This window comes from Methylobacillus flagellatus KT, assembly GCF_000013705.1.
GTDB classification, from domain to species: Bacteria; Pseudomonadota; Gammaproteobacteria; order Burkholderiales; family Methylophilaceae; genus Methylobacillus; species Methylobacillus flagellatus.
The window spans coordinates 2,861,775-2,875,086 of sequence record NC_007947.1 but is presented as its reverse complement, the minus strand read 5'-3'; the positions used below and the strand labels follow the sequence as shown (position 1 = coordinate 2,875,086).

The window sequence follows — 13,312 nt, the reverse complement described above, 5'->3', positions numbered from 1 at the left end:
CTAATTGAAAAGTTGATGGAATTGACGGGCGCGTGCCTCGATGTCGGCAGCGGTCCATAGTGCTCCGATCACGGCGACGGCATCAGCGCCTGCGCTGATGATGCCTGCAGCATTGTCCAAGGTGATGCCGCCTATGGCAACGATTGGCAAGCCGAGTTCACGTGCCTTGGCGAACAGGGCAATGTCTGCGCGAGGTGCATCGGGCTTGGTGGAGGAAGGAAAGCATGCGCCAAAGGCCACATAGTCGGCGCCCAGGCTGGCGGCCTGCCGCGCAAGGGCAAGATTGTTGTAGCAGGAGGCGCCGATGATCTTGTCGGGTCCCAATGCCGCGCGTGCCGCGGCAATATCGCCGTCGTCTATGCCCAGGTGCACGCCGTCGGCATCCAGCGCAGCGGCGAGCTGGACGTCGTCGTTGATAATCAAGGGCGTCTGGAAACGGCGGCACAGGTCCAGGAGTGCGCCGGCCTGATTGCTGGCCTGGGTGCCGGAAACACGCTTGTTGCGGTATTGCAGTGCCCCTGCTCCGCCGGCGAGGACTGCCTCGCTGATGGTCACCAGCCTGGAAGTATCGGTCTCATCCGGGGTAATGGCATACAGGCCTTGGATAGGCGGAAGGCTATGCCGCGTCATCAGACTCAGAATCTTCGCGTGCCCAGAACAAGCGGTCAGGAATGTATTGCCCCATGCCTGGCCGGAATGCATGGCGTAGTGAATGCCAGGTATATTCCTGCGCTTCCGCGATGGCCTCCTCCATGCCCAGGCCGTGGGCCAGGCAGGCGGCGATAGCGGAGGCCAGTGTGCAGCCAGAGCCGTGGTAGCTTCCCGGCAGGCGCTCACAAGGATAGGAACGCAGCAGTTTTTGCGAACCATAAAGGTTGTTGACGACTTGCGGCGAGCGCTCATGCGTACCGGTGATCAAGACATATTCGGGTCCGAGCGACAGCAGGCGGTCAGCAACATCCTCCATGGAGGCATGCTCGTTTTCATCGCTGAAGTCGCCGGTAAATGCCAGCCGCCTGGCTTCCAGGCTGTTGGGTGTGATCAGCGTCGCTTGCGGGAACAGCAAATCTATCATCGCTTCCTGCATGGCTTCATTGGCCAGCTCGTCGCCGCGGCCGGAAGACAGGATGGGGTCTATCAGCAATGGCACATCGGGATAGTCGGCGACGATTTCGGCAATCACGGCAATGTTTTCCACACTGCCCAGCATGCCGAGCTTGAAGGCCGAAATCTGCATATCCTCGAGGATGGTGCGCGCCTGTTCGTTGATGAGCTCCGCATCCAGGGCGACAATGTTTTCCACGCCCACCGTATCCTGTACGGTGATGGCGGTGACGACAGACAGTGGGTGGCAGCCGATGCTGGCCAGTGCCAGGAGATCTGCCTGCAGGCCTGCGCCGCTGCTGGGGTCGGTCGCGGCAAAGGTAAGTACGCTGGGAGGCATGAGGTTGATTGTTTCCATGGCGGATCCTGTCAGATGGATAAACGGGCCTGGGCCAGGAAAATACTGGCAAGCCAATGCTGTTCAAGCGGCCTATTTTAGCCTAATCACTCCTGAAAGGAGAGCATTGGCTGGCAATGGGCGGATTTGCACCTCGAACGAAGCATGGCGATTGTGGATGCTGGCGATGAAAGGAGAGTTCTGGGTCATGCATAGCCACGTTACAAAAATGGTTTTGCCTGCGCGCCACAAAGCCTTTTAGAATGAGAAGATACCAACCACTGAAAGGCCCTTGCCCATGCCGCCATCCAGCCAGCAAGATGCAGTTGCTCCGCCGCCATGGTATGCACTCCAGCCTGATGAGGTGCTCGAGCGTGTGCAGTCCAGCCCTGAAGGGCTGACTAGCACGGAGGCCGCAAGGCGCTTACAGGCGCATGGGCGGAATGAGTTGCCCGCGCCGCGCCGGCAGCATCCGGTCATGCGCTTCCTGTCGCAGTTCAACAATGCCTTGATCTATTTCATGGTGTCTGCGGCCGTGATTGCATTCTTCCTCGACCATGCTGTGGATTCAGCCGTGATTTTTGCTGTGGTGCTGATCAACGCGATCGTGGGATATATCCAGGAGGGCAAGGCCGAGCAGGCGCTGGAGGCAATCCGCAACATGATGGTGCCCCAGGTGACGGTATTGCGAGATGGGCATCGCCGTCACCTGGAAGTGGGCGAGCTGGTGCCCGGGGATGTCATCGTATTGGAAGCTGGCGACAGTGTGCCTGCCGATGCGCGACTGCTCAGGGCGCGGCAGCTTTCCTGCGAGGAGGCCATCCTGACCGGGGAGTCGGTTCCCAGCCAGAAACAGGAGCAGGCCGTGGCCGAGGATGCCGACCTGGGTGACCGGCACTGCATGCTGTATTCGGGCACTATCGTTGCAGCGGGCCAAGGTCGTGCCGTGGTCGTGGAGACGGGCAGTGCGACGGAAATCGGGCGCATCAGCAGCATGATTTCCAAAGTGGAGACCCTGGAAACTCCGCTTCTGCAGCAAATCAATCATTTTGGCCGCCTGTTCACTTGGTTTGCGCTCAGTCTGGCTCTGGGATTGCTGGCGTTTGCCAGGCTGGTGCATGACTACGACTGGATCGACGCCTTCATGGTCGTCGTGGCAATCTCGGTCGGGCTGGTGCCCGAGGGCCTGCCTGCGGTGATCACCATCACGCTGGCGATTGGTGTGCAACGCATGGCTAGGCGTAACGCCATCATCCGACGCTTGCCGGCAGTGGAAACCCTGGGCGCGACCTCGGTGATCTGTTCCGACAAGACCGGCACCCTCACACGCAATGAAATGACGGTCAGGCGCATGGTGGCAGGCAAGGCGCATTACCTGGTGGAAGGTACGGGATACGTGCCCGAGGGCGAGATCAAGCCGCAGGACGATGCGCCAGATCAAGGGTGGGAAGACCTGGTGCGGGCAGGCCTGCTTTGCAACGATGCCAAGTTGGAGGCGCAGTCCGGGCAATGGCATACCCTGGGAGACCCGATGGAAGGCGCGCTGGTGGCGCTGGCAATGAAGGCTGGCAAGGATGTTGCTCAAGAGCGCGATGCATGGCGGCGGCTGGACGAAATACCTTTCGACAGCAAGCACAAATTCATGGCGACGCTACATCATCATGAGGGGCACGGTACCTGGATATTCGTCAAGGGCGCCCCGGAAAGCGTGCTGGAGAAATGTGGGTATCCTGACCACGAATACTGGATGGAGCGCATCAGCGAAGCCGCGCAGCAGGGAGAACGTGTGTTGGGCTTTGCCGCCAAGCGTTGTGAAGATGGCAAGCAGCATCTCGAATTCAATGATGTGGGAGATGGCCTGGAATTCCTGGGGATCATGGGCTTTATCGATCCGCCGCGCGAAGAAGTGCTTGATGCCATCGCCAGCTGCCGTTCAGCCGGGGTCAAGGTCAAGATGATCACAGGCGATCATGCTGCCACGGCCCAGGCGATTGCCAAGCAGCTGCACCTGGCGGACGAACCTGGCGTCATGACCGGGGCCGAACTCGACAAGGTGCCGGATGAGGAATTGAGCGCCGTGCTGGCGAACACCAGCGTGTTTGCCCGCACCACGCCAGAGCACAAGCTGCGTATCGTCAAGGCCCTGCAGCAACAGGGGGAGGTAGTCGCCATGACAGGCGACGGCGTCAACGATGCACCTTCCCTCAAGCAGGCCGATGTCGGCATTGCCATGGGCAGGAAAGGCACCGAAGCGGCCAAGCAGGCTTCGGAAATGGTACTGGCGGACGACAATTTTGCCACCATCGTTGCGGCAGTGCATGCCGGCCGCACGGTCTATGACAACGTGCGCAAGGTGATCGCCTGGACCTTGCCCACCAACGGCGGCGAGGCGCTTGCCGTGGTGATTGCATTGTTGCTTGGCATGGCTCTGCCCATGACGCCAGCACAGATTCTCTGGATCAACATGGTGTTGACGGTGACCCTGGGGCTGGTGCTCGCCTTCGAGCCTGCCGAGCCTGATGTGATGGAGCGTCCGCCGCGCCCGCGCAATGCCGCGCTGCTTTCTCCGTTCCTGTTATGGCGCGTGGGCTTTGTCTCGGTCCTGTTCACCATTGGCGTGTTCGTCATTTTCGAATATGCCATGCAGCGTGAACTCGGGGAGGAAGTGGCACGTACCATGGTGGTGAATACCCTGGTCGTGCTGGAAATCTTCTACTTGTTCAATGTGCGCTATCTCAATGCCAAGTCGTTCAGCTGGCGTGGGCTGGTCGGCACACCGATACTGCTGGTCGCACTGGCCGTAGTGATCGTGGCGCAACTGGCATTTACGTACACGGCACCCCTGCATGCCTTGTTTGCGAGTGCGCCGATTGACTGGAGAGACGGTCTCGTGATCATATTGATCGGCATCGTCTTTATGCTGGTGCTGGAGTTTGAGAAAATGTTGATGCGGAAGCGCGGAAAAACCAACGTGCTGGCAGAATCTTAAGGAAGGAAAACCCTGGTGACAACGGAATTCAAGATGAAGCGGCCACGCCAGTTGCTGTTGGCAACCGATCTCGGCGCGCGTTGCGACCGTGCGCTGGATCGTGCGATCCAGCTTTCGCGAGCGTGGCATGCCGCGCTGACGGTGGTGCATGCTGTCGAGCAGGTGGAGCTGATCGATGATGAACCAAGCTGGCGCCAGCCACCAGATGCCGCGCTGGCTATCCAGGCCGAGCTGGAAGACGAACTGGGCGAAGCCGGTCTGTCCAGTATCGATGCCCGCGTGTTGAAGGGCAAGCCGAGTGAGGTGGTATTGAAAGTAGCCGAAGAGGTAGAGGCCGAATTGATCCTGACCGGGGTCAAGCGCGACGGGGCCTTGGAGAAGGCATTGCTCGGCGACACCGTGACGGAGCTTGCGCGCCAATCCAGGGTGCCCGTCCTGGTGGTGAAGAAGCGCCTGCGCAAGCCTTATGGCCGGATAGTCGTGGCCACCGACCTTTCCGAGTTGTCGCGCGCCGCGCTTGCGCGTGCAGTGGATTTGTTTGGGCCTGACAACCTGGTGGTGTTTCACGCTTCGTTTGCCCATTTCGCCAGCCGCATGGATGACCGGGTGGCTTACGAAAGCGAATTGCGCAGCGATGCCATCCAGAACTGCCGGGATTTTATCCGCGACGTGGCGGGTGAAGAGGCCGCAGCTACCATGGAAGTCATGGTGGAGTATGGTGAGCCCGACCTGCTGCTGGAAAAATATGTACAGGACAAGCAGGTCGATCTAGTGGTTGTATCCACACGTGGCCGCAGTGGCCTGCTGGGCGTATTGTTGGGCAGTGTCGCCATGCGCATACTGGATAGCGTCGCTTGCGATGTGCTGATCGTGAGGAGCTGAGCCAGTCCTAGGAGGTAATTCCGACAGGGTTTTCAGCCCTGCACCGGTGCAGGCAGATCCCGGGAAGGACTAATCTGGCAGTTCTCTTTCATCAAGGAGCGATATCATGAGTCTTTCCCATGGAATCCTGCCCGGCATGCCAGTGATCTGTTCCCAAGGTGGCCAATTTGCTACCGTGGATCATATGGAGGGCAGCAATCAGATCAAGCTGCAGAAGGATGAGAATGGCCAGCATCACTATATTCCGGTGAGCTGGGTAACGGCCACGGACAATGCCGAAGTGACCGTGGACCGCCCGGGTGAGCAGGCGATGCAGGAGTGGTCTACCACGCCTTTGCCGAACTGACCTTTAATTTGCTGACCTAATGAGAAAAGCGCCCTAGGGCGCTTTTCTCATTGGAGTTCACGGCTCAAAAGCTATATACCCACTGTGCGCTGAGTATATTCACTTTCGACGTAAAATCGCCTTCCAGCACATGGCTGACAGCTCCTTCGCTGACGTGCCTGGTGCTGGTGTCTTTCAGGCGCAAATACGCGTAACCAAAATCCAGGGTGTTGGCTGCATCCAGTTTCCAGCTTGCACCCACAGCAAACCAGGTGCGGTCAGCATCCGGGATGCGCGGCGTGCGGTGAGCGGCATCGGGCACAGGCGTTTGGTCGTAAGCCACCCCGGCGCGCAACGTCAGGCGGTCGCTGTAACGATAGTTCCCACCAAGGGAGAAACGGTAGCTGTCATTCCATTTTGTGGTGGTGACATTGTCACCCAGGCCATTATCAAAATGGATGCGTAATTCCTGGAAGCGGCTCCAATTGGTCCATGTCACATCAGCCAACAGTTCAACACGGTCATTCAATCGCTGGGCAATACTGAACGAGGCGGTTTCTGGCAGAGAGAGACTGGTGGAGATATCGGAGTTGCGTAATGTGGCGGCCAGCGGGGCAACAGGTCTGAATTTTGCCTTTCCTTCCAGCTTGTGCTTGATATGCGAGCGATAGCTGGCCCCCAATGTCGTTCCGTCCCAAGGTTTAAAGATCACACCCAGGTTGAACCCCCAACTGATATCGTCCCCTTGCATCTTGCTATAGCTGTCTACTGCCGGATTGCCTATTTGGCCCAGTCCGAGTGCGTTACACGTGCCCGCTGGCAATGCCGGGTTGGCTTGGCACAATGCACTGGAATCGAGCGCATTGGTCAGTTCTGCCCGAATATATTGCACGCTGATACCGCCACCGATGGAGAGTTTCTCGTTGGCCTTGAAAGAGAAAGCCGGGTTGATGTCTAGGGTCATTACCTCGGATTTCAGCGCCTGGTAGCGCCCTTTCCAGCCACTGTCATAGTCCGAGGTCAGTCCGTACGGGACGGTGACGCCCAAGCCAAACTTGAGGTTGTCCCCCAGGTCATTTGCAAAGTAAAAGTTGGGCACCAACTCCAGTGAGGCGGCATCTCCCCCATCGTTACCGGGAATGGGGGTACCAGTGCTGCGGTGGGTGCTGTTGACATTCCTGAGCTTGGCGCTGGGCAGGATGGCACTGCCACCCACGATGATCTGCCTGCCTGGTGGCAGCCAGGAAAGGCTGGCCGGATTGAAGAACTGCACACTGGCGTCATCGGCGCGCGCAGCCATGCCGGCATAGGCATTGCCAAACCCGGATGCGCTTTGCTCGATCAGGGCGAAGCCTGCCGCATGTCCCGTCGTGGCTGCGCTGCTGCTGATTCCCAAGATCGATAAGAAGCAAAAGCGTTTGATCATTTTGATTTCCATCAGTGATATTCAGGCTCAAAACGAATAATAACGGCAAAGTTTGAAGATTGTTTAATTTCCAATAATCAATCAGGCATTTACCTTGCAACACAATTGTGCTACGTCTGTGCATGTAGTGCCTTTTTTAACCTTAATCTATGGGGAGTTCATCATGAATGCCGTTATCGATTTCAACCCTTTGAACACTGTCCAATTCGAGCAAGTACGTGCCCACTATGAGCCTGAGTTTGGTATTACCTGGTTGTTCATGCAGCCGAGTCCTCGGCCATGCTTCAATCAGATCTGCATGAGCGAATTGCTGATGAACCAGACACAGATCGAGGCGTCTCATGCCAATCCTCTTCATCGGCCACAGCAGCCTACAAATTACCTAGTCCTGGCCTCCGACGTGGATGGTATTTTTAACTTAGGGGGCGATCTGGCCACCTTCAAGGAGGCAATAGAGAACAAGGAAAGGGATAAGCTGCTGGCGTATGCGCACCTGTGCATAGACAACCTGTGGACCTTTTATAACATGCAGGCCCCGATTACCACGATTTCTCTCGTCAAGGGCCAGGCCATGGGGGGCGGGTTCGAAGCCGCCTTGTCCGCGCACGTGCTGATTGCCGAAAAGGGCGCGCTTATGGGCTTGCCCGAAGTGTTATTCAACCTGTTCCCTGGCATGGGGGCAATGAGCTTCCTGTTGCGCCGGATTGGATTGAGTGCGGCAGAGAAGATGATCCGCTCAGGCAAGGTGTATACCGGCGCGGAGCTCTATGACATGGGCGTGGTGGATGTATTGGCGGAAGACGGCCAGGGTGAGAAGGCATTGCATGATTGGGTGCGCAAGACCCATAAGTCATTGAACTCGTTCCAGGCGATCCAGAGGGCCAAGCAGCGCGTCAATCCGCTGACCAAGCAGGAGTTGCTGGATATTACCGAAATCTGGGTGGATGCCGCGTTGCGGCTGACCGAGCGCAACCTCAAGGTGATGGAGCGCCTGGTGCGCGCCCAGAACTCCAAGGTTGGAGATCAGGATGAGGCTGTCAGGGCCGCAGGGTGAAGCCTAGCTCGAGGCGGCCTGCCGGCTATTCAGATAGTCGTTAATGGCTTGCGTGGCTGCCTCGAATTCTTTTTCGAGTTGTTCCAGCATCATGGTGCCGCGGAAACGCAGCTCCTCAGGACTTGCTTTGTCCATCAATTCCGCTTGTTTGCTTACGGCGATGGCGCCGACGCTCAGGCTGTTGCCCTTGAGTGCATGGCAGAACTCGTGCAGCTCGGCATAGCGCTTGGCACCGAGGTTCTGCTTGATGAGTTTGACCAACGCTCCACAGTCGGTGACATACTTGCCCAGGAGACGGGGGACGAACATGCCATCCTGTCCGCCGAGCAACTCGAGCTCCGACAATGTCTGTGATGACAGAATATCGCATGCCTGCTCCGCTTCTTGTGGTGTGGCGGTATCCGCTCTTGCATAAAACTGGGCGATCTGGTCCGGCACAGGTGTCCCCCCTGTGAGGCTGGCAATCGTGTCGAACAACAGCTTGGTTTCGATCGGCTTGGTCAGGTAGGCATCAAAGCCCGCCACTTCAGCCGCCGCCTTGGTTTCCACCGTTGCATCCGCAGTGAACAGAATAAACTTGGTTTTCTTGTCTTCCGGCCGCAGGAAACGATAAAGCTTGAGCGCTTCAATGCCCGTCATGCCGGCCATGTTGAGGTCGGACACGACGAGGTCGAATTGCTCGACTTCCAGCCTATCGAGCAAATCGTCGGCGTTGTCCACTACTGAGACGTGGTGCCCAGGCAATTGCAGCAGCTTGACGATGATGGTCTGGTTGGTGACGTTGTCCTCGCAGACCAGAATCTTGAGCGGCTTGGTGGCGGATTTGGGATGGTTATCGATGACAACCAGCGGGGCGGCCGGCGCTGGCGCGACGATGTCCAGAGAGAGGTCGAACCAGAAGCGGCTGCCGGCATTGAGGCTGCTGCTGAGGTGCAGCTCGCTGCCGAGTGCTTCAACCAGGCGCTTGGCGATGGTCAGGCCGAGACCGCTGCCGCCGAACTTGCGTGTGGTGGAGATGTCCGCCTGAGTAAAGCTCTCGAAAATGCGTTCGCGATGCTCGTCAGAAATGCCAATGCCGGTATCAACGACTTCAATGCGGTAGACGCCGTGATCCGCTGTGGTTTCCAGGGCATGCACTGACAGTGTGACCGCGCCTTGCTCGGTGAATTTGACGGCGTTGCCGACCAGGTTGGCCAGGATTTGCTGCAGGATGTAAGGGTCGCTCTTGACGCGCACGTCGTCGATCCTGATGTCTTTCTCCAGGCGGATGCGCTTGTGGAGCGCTTGGCCCTTGAATACTTCTATGGTTTGCTCGGCCAGGTCACGCAGCGAGAGCTCGGTCTTTTCGACCTGCATCTTTTCCTGCTCGATCTTGGAGAAATCGAGCACATTATTGAGCTGGGCTAGCAGCAGCTTGGATGAGCTTTCAAGCGTGCGCAGCAGCTCATCCTGTTCGGGATTGAGTTGCGTATTGCGCAACAGGGTACTGATGCCGATGATGCCGTTGAGCGGGGTGCGGATTTCGTGACTCATATTGGCGACGAAGCGGGTTTTCGCATGGTTGGCAACCTCGGCTTTCTGTCTGGCTTCCTCGATACGCGTGATCAGGGTGGCGACATAGAGCGGCAATGCCACCAGCATGAGCAGCAGGCTGTAGCTGATTGCTTTGTGCTCCAACCAGAACGGGTTGACATTGATGGTGTAGAGGAAGCCGATCAAGCTCAGTGCCTGGGAGTGGAGCAGGTATTTCTTGCCGAAGCGGAAGCCGTTGCCAAAGGTCACCCATAAATACACCCCGACCAAGATGACGCCCAGCTCGCCCGTCATCGCCATGAACATGGTGGGCAACCCAATGTCCAGCCATGCTCCGGACAGCCTGCGCAAGGCGGCATGCTTGGTTGTGAACAGGATCAGCCCGAACAGCGTGAAAGACAAAACCTGGAATACCACAGTCATGGGAATGGCGAGTGGGAAGTTGTCGCTGATGGGATTGGGAGCCGTGAATTCCCGGTAGACCAGGAAGGACAGGAAGGTCATGCCAAGCCAGATGCGGATCACGGCCTGCTCAAGCTCCAGCGGGTCGCAATGCCTGCTCAGAGTCAGCCAGTATTGCCTGGCGCGCTTGAAAGGTTGCATCAGTGACATAGGCTGGTCGAGTGTTTAAAGTTGAAAGGCGCTGTGATGGAGATCGCAGCTCCGTATCATTGCAATGACGCGTACTAGATTGCGCCTAGATAAAGTTATATTCAAGTCCCCTGAAGGAAAATGCACGAACTCAGGAAGCATGGCGCTTGTGAATTTCCTCAAACAGGATATGTACGTCGGGAATGAGCTTGATCAATTCCGGGTAGAAGTGCTTGCCACTTTCCGCAATCAGGTATTCGATCGCTTTATCCACGCTCCACGCCTCCTTGTAAGGGCGGCGGCTGGTCAGAGCGTCGAATACGTCCGCTACCGCTACAATACGGGCCGATAAGGGGATTTCCTGCCCCGACATGCCATAGGGGTAGCCAGAGCCGTCAAATTTTTCGTGATGGGCGAGTGCAATTTCGCTGCCTTTCTGCAGATACTTGGATGGGCTGCCCTGCAGGATTTCATAGCCGATGAGCGGATGCCGCTGCATGATCTTCTTTTCCTCCGGCGTGAACGGGCCTTGCTTGAGCAGCACGCTGTCGGGGATGCCGATCTTGCCGATGTCATGCAACGGCGCGGCCAGCTCGATGAGCTCCGCCTCGTCCTCGGGGAAGCCCAGCGCCTCTGCCAGCACGCGGCTGTAAAGCGACATGCGCAACAGGTGCTGTGCAGTATCGTAATCGCGGTATTCCCCCGCACGGGCGAGGTGCATCAGGGTTTCCTTTTCCCGCATCAGGATATTTTCGGTAGCTTCGCGCACCATGCTTTCCAACAGCCGGCTCTTGTCCTCCAGGGTAAGCCGTTGCTGGCGCAGGGTGATCAGGTTCTTGCAGCGTGCCATGCATTCATGCATGTCCACCGGTTTGGTGAGGAAGTCGGTCACGCCGGCATCCAGTGCCGCATAACGAATTTCCACATCCTGCTTGATCGTGATCATGATGGTGGGCACCGTTTGATATTGAGGTAGGCGCGTGATTTCATTGATGAAGCACAGGCCGTTCATACCCGGCATCTCGTAATCGACCAGCAACAGGTCGGCGGTATTGTCTTGCGCCCAGAGCAATGCCTCGGTGGGAGAGGAGAACTCACAAGTCTTGATACCACGCCCCAGATTTCTCACAATCTTTGACAAGATAGAGCGGCTGACAGCTTGGTCATCCAGTATCAGCACCTTGGCGGTATCAACGAGGTTGAAGGTTTTCATAATTGCCTATGTTCTTAGTCCAGGGGGGGTACTCGTCACATCCTCTACAACCGCTTCGGGTACCGGTCAGCCATGATGCAGAGGACAAGTTGCATTATTATCATACAGGCAGACGTAAAAGATTGAAGCATTGATGACATTGATTGATATTCACAATATTGAATCCGGACAAGCCATTGCAGGAAATTAGGGTGAGTACCTTACTAAAAACGGCCGGTCGGGCTCGTTTCCCCGGTGTTAACGCCCTGAATAGAAAATATCGGCAGCCTTCCCCATTTCTGTAGCAGTTTTATTACCCCACTTCGGGTGGTATGACGCGGTCAGGCGCGTGTAGACACGGCCCGGGCAAGGAAAAACCCCAGACCTACCAGAAACAGCACGACCAGCAAGGCATGGCGCAAGGAATAATGCTCTCCGAGGAAGCCCAACAGGGGTGGGCCGGCCAGGAAGGCAACATAGCCAGCGGTGGCGACGATGCTGACGCGCGCAGTGGCATGGTTACTGTTCCCGGTATCGCCGGCTGCGGAAATCGCCAGCGGAAAGCCGAGTGAGGTGCCAAGGCCCCAGAACAGCACGGCTGCGGCGGCAATATAGGGATGGTCGGCAAAGATGACCGTGCCAATCCCGATGACGCCCAGCAGCGCGCTCGCGCGAACCACTGATACCCTGCTATAGCGTTCGAGAAAATAGTGGCCGCTGAAGCGGCCGAGCGCCATCATGCCGGCAAAGCCGGTATAGATCATGGAACCAGTGGCGGCGCTGAATTGATGCTCATCCACCATCAGGATGGGGATCCAGTCCGTGGCCGACCCTTCTGCCAGCGCCATGCCCAGTACAATCAGGCTGATGCACATTAGTTGTACGTCACGCCATGGCTTGAGCGGCTGGCTCGTCTTTGGTCGCAGGCCGGATTGAGGCACCGACTCAGCGCCTACTCCGGCTGGAATGGCCCGCAATCCCCATAAGACCACTGGAACCCCCGCCAACGCAGTGAGTGCAACATGCCATGTCACCGGGAATGCAATACTGGTCAGGCCAATCCCCATAATGCCGCCCAGGAAGGTACCCAGGCTGAAACCCGCGTGCAGCATGGCAAGCGTGGGCTGATGCGTGATGCGCTCCACTTCGGCGCCTTCGATATTGAGGGCGATCTCTCCCACACCGATCCCCAATCCAAACAGCATGAGGCCAAGTGCGACCAGCAACGTCAATGTCCAGCTTAGCCCCGCTGCCATGACGCCCAGCCCTAACAGCAACAGCAGCATGCCTGTTCGGATCACAGGCCTTGTGCCCCAATGTCGTACCAATTTACCCGAGCTCAGGATACCCGTCATCGCCCCTACGGATATGCTGAATAGGATCAAGCCCATTTCTGCAATGGATACTTGAAGCTGATCTCGAATTGCCGGGGTTCGTGTGACCCAGGAAGCCACTGCAAGACCTGTCAGCAGGAAAAATGTGAATAATGCCTGGCGGCGATATATTGCAGTGTGCATGGATCGATATGGGGTAATTATGCCAACCAAGTTGACAGCGAATATATAAAGTTAAAAACAGGGACTGTCAGTGCAGTGGAGAGCATCCTAACACTGCCTGGATTGCTGAGCCGTGGCATGGCCGTGAAATTTGTCCGACTGTAGCGGCCTTAATATTAAAGAACGGCCTATATAGGCTTGGTCTTGGATTGCAACATAGTGCGCTGCCGGAAGTATCAGGGAATTGGAGCGGGCGACGGGAATCGAACCCGCGTATCAAGCTTGGGAAGCTGGCGTTCTACCATTGAACTACGCCCGCACAGGCGAGCAATTATACCTATTTATTCTATTTAGGACATGCTTGAGGTGCGACATTATGTCGC

Annotated in this window: 11 protein-coding genes and 1 tRNA gene; 5 read left to right on the top strand and 7 right to left on the bottom strand. The window is 57.1% G+C overall.

Features of this window, described 5'->3' with window-relative positions; translation table 11 throughout:
• Positions 1-630 (bottom strand): thiamine phosphate synthase, encoded by a 630-nt coding sequence (thiE, locus tag MFLA_RS13570; RefSeq protein WP_011480879.1) that lies wholly within the window; start codon positions 628-630, stop codon positions 1-3.
• On the bottom strand, positions 617-1,462 hold the full coding sequence (locus MFLA_RS13565) for a bifunctional hydroxymethylpyrimidine kinase/phosphomethylpyrimidine kinase (RefSeq protein WP_011480878.1): 846 nt from the start codon (positions 1,460-1,462) through the stop codon (positions 617-619). The genes thiE and MFLA_RS13565 overlap by 14 nt, the downstream gene beginning before the upstream one ends.
• Between MFLA_RS13565 and MFLA_RS13560 the strand changes: the two genes are divergently transcribed.
• From MFLA_RS13560 to MFLA_RS13545, 4 genes are all read left to right on the top strand, one after another.
• A complete protein-coding gene (locus MFLA_RS13560; RefSeq protein WP_048811769.1) occupies positions 1,461-1,703 on the top strand; it encodes a hypothetical protein in 243 nt (80 codons plus the stop codon). The genes MFLA_RS13565 and MFLA_RS13560 overlap by 2 nt on opposite strands.
• Positions 1,704-1,739: 36 nt before the next feature.
• Positions 1,740-4,430, top strand: a complete 2,691-nt coding sequence (locus tag MFLA_RS13555) for a cation-translocating P-type ATPase (protein WP_011480877.1) — start codon at positions 1,740-1,742, stop codon at positions 4,428-4,430.
• Positions 4,431-4,445: 15 nt separating this feature from the next.
• A complete protein-coding gene (locus MFLA_RS13550) occupies positions 4,446-5,312 on the top strand; it encodes a universal stress protein (RefSeq protein ID WP_011480876.1) in 867 nt (288 codons plus the stop codon).
• A gap of 106 nt (positions 5,313-5,418) precedes the next feature.
• Positions 5,419-5,658, top strand: a complete 240-nt coding sequence (locus MFLA_RS13545; protein ID WP_011480875.1) for a DUF2171 domain-containing protein — start codon at positions 5,419-5,421, stop codon at positions 5,656-5,658.
• Between the two features lie 64 nt (positions 5,659-5,722).
• On the opposite strand, the gene MFLA_RS13540 is transcribed toward MFLA_RS13545, so the two are convergent.
• Positions 5,723-7,063, bottom strand: a complete 1,341-nt coding sequence (locus MFLA_RS13540; RefSeq protein ID WP_195742024.1) for an OmpP1/FadL family transporter — start codon at positions 7,061-7,063, stop codon at positions 5,723-5,725.
• Between the two features lie 163 nt (positions 7,064-7,226).
• On the opposite strand from MFLA_RS13540, the gene MFLA_RS13535 reads away from it, so the two are divergent.
• A complete protein-coding gene (locus MFLA_RS13535) occupies positions 7,227-8,117 on the top strand; it encodes a crotonase/enoyl-CoA hydratase family protein (protein WP_011480873.1) in 891 nt (296 codons plus the stop codon).
• 3 nt (positions 8,118-8,120) lie between these two features.
• Here MFLA_RS13535 and MFLA_RS13530 read toward each other — a convergent pair whose 3' ends face one another.
• The 4 genes from MFLA_RS13530 to MFLA_RS13515 form a co-directional block, all read right to left on the bottom strand.
• Positions 8,121-10,253: an ATP-binding protein gene (locus MFLA_RS13530; RefSeq protein WP_195742023.1), complete on the bottom strand. Its 2,133-nt coding sequence runs from the start codon at positions 10,251-10,253 to the stop codon at positions 8,121-8,123.
• Positions 10,254-10,392: 139 nt separating this feature from the next.
• On the bottom strand, positions 10,393-11,454 hold the full coding sequence (locus tag MFLA_RS13525; RefSeq protein WP_011480871.1) for an HD domain-containing phosphohydrolase: 1,062 nt from the start codon (positions 11,452-11,454) through the stop codon (positions 10,393-10,395).
• A gap of 320 nt (positions 11,455-11,774) precedes the next feature.
• A complete protein-coding gene (locus tag MFLA_RS13520; protein ID WP_011480870.1) occupies positions 11,775-12,950 on the bottom strand; it encodes an MFS transporter in 1,176 nt (391 codons plus the stop codon).
• A 224-nt stretch (positions 12,951-13,174) separates the two neighbouring features.
• Positions 13,175-13,248: transfer RNA gene (locus MFLA_RS13515), tRNA-Gly, on the bottom strand.
• Positions 13,249-13,312 lie beyond the last annotated feature (64 nt).

Bases quoted from the DNA above. Each gene is read 5' to 3' on its own strand.
- thiE (WP_011480879.1), bottom strand. From the start codon at position 630: ATGACGCGGCATAGCCTTCCGCCTATCCAAGGCCTGTATGCCATTACC.
- MFLA_RS13560 (WP_048811769.1), top strand. From the start codon at position 1,461: ATGGCGGATCCTGTCAGATGGATAAACGGGCCTGGGCCAGGAAAATAC.
- MFLA_RS13565 (WP_011480878.1), bottom strand. From the start codon at position 1,462: ATGGAAACAATCAACCTCATGCCTCCCAGCGTACTTACCTTTGCCGCG.
- MFLA_RS13555 (WP_011480877.1), top strand. From the start codon at position 1,740: ATGCCGCCATCCAGCCAGCAAGATGCAGTTGCTCCGCCGCCATGGTAT.
- MFLA_RS13545 (WP_011480875.1), top strand. From the start codon at position 5,419: ATGAGTCTTTCCCATGGAATCCTGCCCGGCATGCCAGTGATCTGTTCC.
- MFLA_RS13540 (WP_195742024.1), bottom strand. From the start codon at position 7,063: ATGATCAAACGCTTTTGCTTCTTATCGATCTTGGGAATCAGCAGCAGC.
- MFLA_RS13535 (WP_011480873.1), top strand. From the start codon at position 7,227: ATGAATGCCGTTATCGATTTCAACCCTTTGAACACTGTCCAATTCGAG.
- MFLA_RS13530 (WP_195742023.1), bottom strand. From the start codon at position 10,253: ATGCAACCTTTCAAGCGCGCCAGGCAATACTGGCTGACTCTGAGCAGG.
- MFLA_RS13525 (WP_011480871.1), bottom strand. From the start codon at position 11,454: ATGAAAACCTTCAACCTCGTTGATACCGCCAAGGTGCTGATACTGGAT.
- MFLA_RS13520 (WP_011480870.1), bottom strand. From the start codon at position 12,950: ATGCACACTGCAATATATCGCCGCCAGGCATTATTCACATTTTTCCTG.